This is a genomic window from Streptococcus sp. 2022WUSS037 (assembly GCF_044427225.1).
GTDB lineage: Bacteria > Bacillota > Bacilli > Lactobacillales > Streptococcaceae > Streptococcus.
The window spans coordinates 1-7,768 of sequence record NZ_JAOTGJ010000052.1; the positions used below are offsets into that span (position 1 = coordinate 1).

Below are 7,768 nucleotides of genomic sequence, written 5' to 3' on the forward strand. Positions count from 1 at the left end.
ACTGATGAATTGCATCAGACATTTGGTTTCAGAAGTGATTATCAAATTATTAGCGAAAAAAAGATGAAAAAAATTTTACAAGCGTCAAAATCGAGAAAAAGTACGCATTTTTGATATAAAAAGAAAACCTCTCTAAACCCTTGATATGCATAGGGTTAGGGAGGTTTTTGTCGTTTAAAACTGTCAAAGACGGGAGTATAGCGAAATATGTGAGGAATGACAAATCTTGGTTGGAGATTTAGAAAAATCCCCATTTTTCCTGAATTTTAGGCTATAATATATACTATATATAAAAAGGGAGAGAGCAATGCAGAAAATACTTCTTGTTGAGGATGATAAAACCATTAGCCAATTAGTTGCCAAAAACCTGATTAACTGGGGCTATCAGGTTCAAGAAGTCAAGGATTTTCAGACGGTTTTGGACCAGATAAGAGATTTTCAGCCCCATTTGATTTTACTGGATATTGGGCTACCTTTTTTCAATGGCTATTACTGGTGTCAGGAAATTCGCAAGACATCCCGTGTGCCCATTATGTTTCTGTCTTCCCATGATCAGCCCATGGATATTGTCATGGCGATCAATATGGGAGCGGATGACTATGTGACCAAGCCTTTTGAAATGACGGTTCTCCTAGCCAAAATACAGGGGCTTTTGCGGAGGACTTACGATTTCGTAGGTGAACAAAGTTTACTCTGGTTTGAAGAGGCTTCCTTGGATTTGAAGACTATGCAGGTGTCATATGGACAGGCTGTAGCAGAGTTGACACGAAATGAATTTCAGATATTACGGGTGCTTTTTGAGCATGGCAAGGAAGTGGTTAGTCGTGAGGAGCTGATGAGAGAACTCTGGAACAGCGATATTTTTGTGGATGACAATACCCTGTCGGTTAACATCGCTCGCCTGCGTAAAAAGTTGGCAGAACTGGGTTTGCCAGATTTGATTGCCACCAAGAAAGGAGTGGGCTACGGCCTGGTGTGGACACATGAATAAGGATGATTTTAGCTCACTAGTATCAGAATTTTTACCCACTTGGCTCCGTCATCGTTGGATCTTTCTGGCCAGCTACTGCCTTTTTGCTGCGACCATTTTGGCTATCAGTAGCGTCTTTGACATTGAGAGGGACCTGGTTCTCTATGCCCTCATCCTCCTGAGCATTTGTTGGCTCCTTGCCCTCCTCTGGGATTTTGTCAGGGAATTTTCCCGCTTTGGAAAAATCTGGCGTGGTCAGAAAGTAGCCACAGGGACAGCCAGTGAACGTTGTTTGCAGGAGAGAGTGGAGCGACTAGAAGTCCAAAACAAGCTCCTGCTGGAAAAACACCGTCAAAAACAGACAGAATTAGATGACTACTACACCCTCTGGGCCCACCAGATGAAAACGCCTATTGCAGCCAGTCAGCTCTTGGTAAAGGAAGTAGGCAGTAGTTCAGTCCGTCATCAGCTAGAATCAGAACTTTTTAAAATCGAACAATATACAGGTTTGGTCTTGAACTACCTCCGTTTACAGTCTTTCCATGATGATTTGGTTATTGAATCTGTCAATTTGGAAGAGCTGGTCAGAAGTTTGGTCAAGAAATATTCCCTCTTTTTTATTCAGGCCAGTACCAGCTTGGACTTGGGACCGCTGGATAGGACAGTAAAGACCGACAAACGCTGGCTGGGTCTCTTGATTGAGCAGATTTTATCCAACGCCCTCAAATATTGTCAGGGGGGAAGTATTTCGATTGCTCTGGATGGAGATGATTTGGTTATTCGTGATACAGGAATAGGGATTGCAGAGAGTGACTTGGAGCGGGTTTTTGAGCGTGGTTTTTCAGGTTTCAATGGCCGAAGAACCCAGCAGTCTTCGGGTCTGGGACTTTATCTCTCCCGGAAAATCGCTGCGGAGCTGGGCTATTCCCTCAAACTAAGCTCCAAAGTGGGCCAGGGAACAGAAGTGCGAATCGGTATCGAAGAAGTGGAGATGATTTTTGACTAATCTTACAAAATTGTCACGCAAATGAAAGCTAGGGCTATGGCAGCTTGTCGGAGGATGGGCTAGAATGGGGGTAGAAAAAGAAAAGGAGGCAGTAAGATGACGCTCTTAGATGTGCAACACGTTCAAAAAATTTATAGTTCTCGCTTTAAGGCGGGCCAGGTCGAGGCCTTGAAGGATATTCACTTTGCCGTTGAAGAGGGTGAGTATGTGGCGATTATGGGGGAATCTGGTTCTGGAAAATCTACCTTGCTCAATATTTTGGCAACCCTTGATAAGCCAACGCAGGGCAAGGTCCTGCTCAATGGTGTCAATACAGAAACGATTAAGAGCAGGGAGGCTGCAGCCTTTCGTCGAGAGAAACTGGGCTTTGTCTTCCAAGATTTCAACCTCTTAGATACCCTCTCGGTCAAGGATAATGTGCTCTTGCCTCTGGTTTTGTCTCGCTATCCGATTGATGAGATGAACAAGCGACTGGTTCATACACTAAATAGTCTGGGAATTGCGACTTTGCAAGATAAAATGCCTTACGAGATTTCGGGTGGTCAGCAGCAACGGGTTGCGGTAGCACGTGCCATCATTACCCAGCCTGAAATCCTTTTGGCAGATGAGCCGACTGGAGCCCTCGACTCCAAATCATCTGCAACCTTGTTGGATGTTTTTGAGCAGATTAACCAGCAGGGGCAGACCATTCTGATGGTGACTCACTCGACAGCTGCAGCCAGTCGTGCTAAACGGGTCCTTTTTATCAAGGACGGTATTCTCTACAATCAAATCTACCGTGGTGAACGAACTAGTCAGGAAATGTATCAGCTGATTTCAGATACCTTGACAGTCATGGCGAATCGAGGTGAGTAATATGTTTGGACTAACCGTTCGATTGGCTCTGACCAATCTCAAAAAGAACCGCAGGCTCTATTTTCCCTATGCCCTGATGACCATTTTGTCCACAGCCATTGCCTATATTTTCACCGCGCTTGCCTTTCATCCTGATTTAGGTCAGGTCAAGGGAGCCAATGGGGTAACCATGGTTTTGGGCTTCGGTATGATTGTGGTCATGTTGGCAGTTGCCATCATGGTCTTCTATGCCAATAGTTTTGTCATGAAGCAGCGGTCAAAAGAGTTCGGTGTCTATAGTATTCTAGGCTTGGAGAAAAAACATCTCCTCTTGATGACCTTCTTGGAAAATCTGGTTTTCGCAGTCGGCACCATTCTGACAGGCTTGTTGCTAGGCTTGACCTTGGACAAACTCTTCTATGCCCTCTTGCTGAAAGCCATGCAGATGCCTGTGGTCTTGGCATCAACTTTTCAGCTAAAAACCTTGGGTATTGTAGTTGTTTATCTTTTTGGCATTTTCGCTTTGGTCAGCCTTTTTAATATTGGGAAACTGGGCTTGACCGACTCGCTCAAACTAGTTCAGGGCAAGAAACGTGGGGATAAGAAAACAGGCTTCCTCTGGCTGCAGACCTTCTTAGCCCTTATCTTATTGGTGGCAGGCTATACAATTGCCCAACTAATGACAAGTCCGATGCAGGCTATTCCAAGTTTCTTTGGAGCGACTCTTCTGGTTATCTTTGGGACCTACCTGCTCTTCCACGCAGGTGTTATCAGTCTCTTAAACTGGCTAAAGAACCGTCAGACCTATTACTACAAGCCTGAGAATTTTATTTCTGTATCCAACTTGATTTTCCGTATGCGGAAAAATGCTCTGGGGCTTGCGACCATTACCATTCTCTCCAGCATGTTCTTGGTGACCATGGTTGGAGGGCTTAATATTTACATCGGTGGCAAAGATTATATCGCCAACCAGAATCCAAATGACTATTCGATCGATGTTGGAATGCAACCAACCACTTCAAAAGATCAAACGGAGAAGTGGGAGGTGTGGGCGGAAGCTATCTTGGAAGAGACAGATATTCCAGTTGAAAGTAAGGTAGTCTATCCTTATCAGCAAGCCTATTTTTCTGAGGTGACAAATCAGCAAATAAAATTTTTGACGGATGAAGAAGCTGCTGGTATGGCTTTCTCTGACCGAGTGGGTATTGGTTTTGTCCTTGATCAAGCCACCTATGAAAAGATGACGGGAGAAAAACTCCAGTTGGCATCTGACCAAGTGGCCATTTATAGTAAGGGAGTCCAGTATCAAGCTGGTCAACCTCTCAGATTTGATGAAAAGGAAATGGAAGTTGTCCAAATCTTGCCCAAGAATGTGACTTTAGGACATCTACCAGACCATGGTTCCTTCCTTCTCAGCCAGTATCTGGTCATTGTTGTTCAAGACTTGGCCATTTTTGAAAATCAAGCTGAGACTCGTTATTATATGGGCTTTGAAAGCAGTCTGCCAGAAGAAGAACAGGTAGATCGCTATGATGCTTTCGTATTTGGAAACTTTGAAAGCGAACTGTGGAGCTCTAATATTCTTCCAGATGGTACCAACTCGATTAGTCTCGCCTACCGTGCCTATGCGATGCGTGGTTTCTTCAGTTTTGCAGGTTCACTTTTCTTCATCGGTCTCTTGCTATCGCTCATCTTTTTGATGGCGGTGGTGCTGGTGATTTACTTCAAACAGATTTCAGAAGGATATGAAGACAGAGATCGCTTCGTCATTATGACCAAGGTTGGTCTGGATGAGGATCAGACGAGACAGTCCATTCGCAAGCAATTGCTGACCGTCTTTTTCCTACCTATCTTACTTGCCTTTGTCCATCTTGCCTTTGCCTACAAGATGCTATCATCCATTCTTTTGTCTATCGGCGTGGTCAACGAAGGGCTTATGCTTCAGGTGACAGCAGGCATCTGTGGTGGCTATCTCCTCCTCTACCTAGTGGTCTATGCCATCACAACGCGGTCTTACAAACAAATTATTTCCTAAACTTGGGGCAACCCAAGTTTTTTGATATTTCTAACATAACGTGGAACATTTTTAGAATTTTCTGTCAATTTAATATTTACAGATTAAGAGGATAGTGATATTGTATGTAGCATAACAAAAAAGTTCATTCTATAGTTGTTTAGTGTCATCGTACTTGCCCTTGATAAAAAATGAAGACAGTATGATAAGTGCTAACAATTATAGGATAGAAAAGGAGATGTGCTTATGAAAATTGAAGGATCAAGTATTGCCTTTATAGTGATTTGTACAGGTTTGGTATTTTTAATGACACCAGCCCTTGCTTTCTTCTATGGTGGTCTCGAGAGACGGAAAAATGTTATCTCAACGATGATGATGTCTGTTGTCTCGCTAGCCCTTGCAACGGTGATGTGGTTCGCTGTTGGTTACTCTCTATCATTTTCAGGTGATGGAAATCTTATTGGTGATCTTGGACATGCGTTTTTCCAAGGCGTCAGTGACTCAGAGAGTACAAGGGGCTTGACGATTCCGGATTCACTTTTCGCAGTTTTTCAGATGATGTTTTCTATCATTACTGTTGGTATTTTAACCGGTTCTGTTGCGGGACGGATGCGATTTAAACCTCTCTTAATCTTCATAATTGGTTGGCTTCTTTTAGTTTACTATCCATTTGCCCATATGGTTTGGGATGAAGGGTTACTTGCTCAGTGGGGTACAATTGACTTTGCTGGTGGTGATGTTGTCCATATTACATCAGGGGTAAGTGGCTTGGTTTTGGCTTTGGTAGTTGGCAAGCGCAGGGACTTTAATCGCCTCGAATACCGTCCACATAATGTACCATTTGTCCTATTGGGGGCTGGTTTGCTTTGGTTCGGTTGGTTTGGTTTCAACGCAGGTTCTGCCTTAGCAGCCGATGGTTTGGCTGTTCATGCCTTGGTAACGACACATTTGTCATCTGCAGCGGCCATGTTCTCATGGATTTTGTTAGAATATATAAAGAATGGAAAACCATCACTTGTCGGTGCTTCAACAGGATTAGTAGCTGGATTGGTTGCTATTACGCCCGGGGCTGGTTTTGTATCAACGTGGAGTGCAGTGATTATCGGATTATTGGTTAGTCCAGTTTGTTTCTATGCAATTGCAATTGTGAAACATAAACTTGGTTACGATGATGCCTTAGATGCTTTTGGTTGTCATGGTGTCGGTGGTATATTTGGCGGTATCGTAACAGGACTGTTTACTACTCCTGAATTGGCTCTCGACCCTGAAAATATTGGCTTGATTTATGGGAATCCACGCCTGTTCTTGGTAACCATCGCAGCGATTGTCTTTACAATTGTTTGGTCTGCAGGCATGACATTTGTTCTCATCAAGGGAATCTCATTCTTCATGCCACTCCGCGTTTCAGATAGAGAAGAAGCAATTGGTTTGGATGATACAGAACATGGTGAGACAGCTTATCCAACATTTATGGGCTTAGATTCATAAGAGAGGTGTTTTTGATGAAAAAAATAGAAGCAATTATTCGTACAGAGAAATTAGAAGATCTTAAGGTTGCCATAACTAGTGCAGGAGTTGCTAAGGGAATGACGATTTCACAAGTTTTGGGCTTTGGAAATCAAAAGGGATTTGCAGAAATTGTTCGTGGTCATAAGGTAACACCGACCATGCTTGCTAAAGTAAAAATAGAAATGGTTGTTGAAGATGCTACTGTTGATAAAGTAGTCGATGTGATTATTTCAGCTGTTCAAACAGGAGAAGTTGGAGATGGAAAAATTTTTATTCAACCGATAGAAGATGTCATTCGTATTCGTACAGGAGAACGTGGTCACGATGCAATTTAGAAATGCTGTATATGAGAACTTGGGTTATCCAAGTTCTTATTTTTTTTGAAAATCTTCACTATTTTGCTTTACAAACTAGTTATCTTGTGTTAGACTATAGATACAAAGCTAGTATGTAAAACAAAATAGTGGGTGAATTTCTAAAGGGTCACTTTTATTTTTATCAGATTAGTCGGTATTACAAACTAGGTAGGGAGGCAGTGTGAAACTGGATAAGAAAAGTCGGGAACATTGGAAACTAGCAGGTATCACGCTTGTGACAGCTATTATAACAGGATGGGCTTTGGATTCTATGTTGATGTTATGTATCATGTTAGTTTCAGGTTTGCTGTTTGGATTTTTTGCAGAGGAAGAGGAGGACTTATGAAAGAAACCCAGATGCTCAAGGGGGTCCTGGATGGCTGTGTCTTGCAAATCATCAGCCAGAAGGAGATTTATGGTTATGAGCTGGTCCAGGAGTTGAGAAGTCAGGGCTTTGAAAACATGGTCGGAGGGACAGTCTATCCCCTCCTTCAGAAGTTAGAGAAAAATAGCCTGATTTTTAGTCAGAACAAGCCATCGCCAGACGGGCCGGACAGAAAGTATTTTTATCTGACAGACCAGGGAAAGACTTATCTAGAAGATTTTTGGAGCCAGTGGACGGAATTGGTCCAAAAGGTTCAGCGATTGAAAGGAGAGTAGGATGAGCAAACAAATGGAATACCGCAAGCAGATTGAAGTGATTGAAAGTCAACTGACCAAGGAAAATAAGGAATACATGGGCCGTATCAATGGCTATATGATGATTGCCTCTGTCTTTCACAGGCAGGAAGAAGCAGTGACTGCCCAGCTCTTATCTATTTACCAAGATGTTCTGGAAGCCCAAAAAGACGGGCTTTCGGCGAGCCCACTGAAAAAGTCTCCAGTTACTCCGACCCTTATAAAAAAAAATAGGAATTCTCCTGAATGATTGGGAGAATTCCTATTTTTCTACTCTTCCTTTTGGTCTATTAAGGTCATAATTCGCTTCATATTGACTACAAATATGGTGGTGGCTGCTTGTAATTCCATGTTGAAAAGACCTGATGCTCTGGCGACATCAAGACCGTGTCTTTGTTTCA

General features: G+C 42.9%; 9 protein-coding genes. All 9 read left to right on the forward strand.

The window, feature by feature from the left end:
* Positions 1 to 307: 307 nt before the first annotated feature.
* The 9 genes from ODU55_RS11140 (at position 308) to ODU55_RS11180 (ending at position 7,617) form a co-directional block, all read left to right on the forward strand.
* Positions 308 to 991, forward strand: coding sequence for a response regulator transcription factor (locus ODU55_RS11140; protein WP_398582861.1), 684 nt, complete (start codon positions 308 to 310; stop codon positions 989 to 991).
* Positions 984 to 1,976: a sensor histidine kinase gene (locus ODU55_RS11145; RefSeq protein ID WP_398582862.1), complete on the forward strand. Its 993-nt coding sequence runs from the start codon at positions 984 to 986 to the stop codon at positions 1,974 to 1,976. The genes ODU55_RS11140 and ODU55_RS11145 overlap by 8 nt, the downstream gene beginning before the upstream one ends.
* 96 nt (positions 1,977 to 2,072) lie before the next feature.
* Complete coding sequence (locus ODU55_RS11150) at positions 2,073 to 2,831, forward strand: ABC transporter ATP-binding protein (RefSeq protein ID WP_099809678.1); 759 nt, start codon at positions 2,073 to 2,075, stop codon at positions 2,829 to 2,831.
* Between the two features lies 1 nt (position 2,832).
* Positions 2,833 to 4,845 carry an ABC transporter permease gene (locus ODU55_RS11155; protein WP_398582863.1) on the forward strand — a complete coding sequence of 671 codons (2,013 nt, stop codon included), beginning with the start codon at positions 2,833 to 2,835 and terminating at the stop codon, positions 4,843 to 4,845.
* Between the two features lie 231 nt (positions 4,846 to 5,076).
* Positions 5,077 to 6,312 carry an ammonium transporter gene (locus ODU55_RS11160; protein WP_398582868.1) on the forward strand — a complete coding sequence of 412 codons (1,236 nt, stop codon included), beginning with the start codon at positions 5,077 to 5,079 and terminating at the stop codon, positions 6,310 to 6,312.
* A 14-nt stretch (positions 6,313 to 6,326) separates the two neighbouring features.
* On the forward strand, positions 6,327 to 6,668 hold the full coding sequence (locus ODU55_RS11165) for a P-II family nitrogen regulator (protein ID WP_398582864.1): 342 nt from the start codon (positions 6,327 to 6,329) through the stop codon (positions 6,666 to 6,668).
* 202 nt (positions 6,669 to 6,870) lie between these two features.
* Positions 6,871 to 7,035 (forward strand): hypothetical protein, encoded by a 165-nt coding sequence (locus ODU55_RS11170; RefSeq protein WP_398582865.1) that lies wholly within the window; start codon positions 6,871 to 6,873, stop codon positions 7,033 to 7,035.
* Positions 7,032 to 7,349, forward strand: coding sequence for a PadR family transcriptional regulator (locus ODU55_RS11175; protein WP_398582866.1), 318 nt, complete (start codon positions 7,032 to 7,034; stop codon positions 7,347 to 7,349). Before ODU55_RS11170 ends, ODU55_RS11175 begins: the two co-directional genes overlap by 4 nt.
* A 1-nt stretch (position 7,350) precedes the next feature.
* The gene (locus tag ODU55_RS11180) at positions 7,351 to 7,617 is read left to right on the forward strand and encodes a hypothetical protein (RefSeq protein WP_398582867.1); all 267 of its coding nucleotides are present in this window, start codon (positions 7,351 to 7,353) and stop codon (positions 7,615 to 7,617) included.
* The last annotated feature ends 151 nt before the right edge of the window (positions 7,618 to 7,768 follow it).

Excerpts from the sequence above, each read along its gene's own strand:
- ODU55_RS11140 (WP_398582861.1), top strand. The coding sequence starts at position 308 with ATGCAGAAAATACTTCTTGTTGAGGATGATAAAACCATTAGCCAATTA.
- ODU55_RS11145 (WP_398582862.1), top strand. The coding sequence starts at position 984 with ATGAATAAGGATGATTTTAGCTCACTAGTATCAGAATTTTTACCCACT.
- ODU55_RS11150 (WP_099809678.1), top strand. The coding sequence starts at position 2,073 with ATGACGCTCTTAGATGTGCAACACGTTCAAAAAATTTATAGTTCTCGC.
- ODU55_RS11155 (WP_398582863.1), top strand. The coding sequence starts at position 2,833 with ATGTTTGGACTAACCGTTCGATTGGCTCTGACCAATCTCAAAAAGAAC.
- ODU55_RS11165 (WP_398582864.1), top strand. The coding sequence starts at position 6,327 with ATGAAAAAAATAGAAGCAATTATTCGTACAGAGAAATTAGAAGATCTT.
- ODU55_RS11175 (WP_398582866.1), top strand. The coding sequence starts at position 7,032 with ATGAAAGAAACCCAGATGCTCAAGGGGGTCCTGGATGGCTGTGTCTTG.
- ODU55_RS11180 (WP_398582867.1), top strand. The coding sequence starts at position 7,351 with ATGAGCAAACAAATGGAATACCGCAAGCAGATTGAAGTGATTGAAAGT.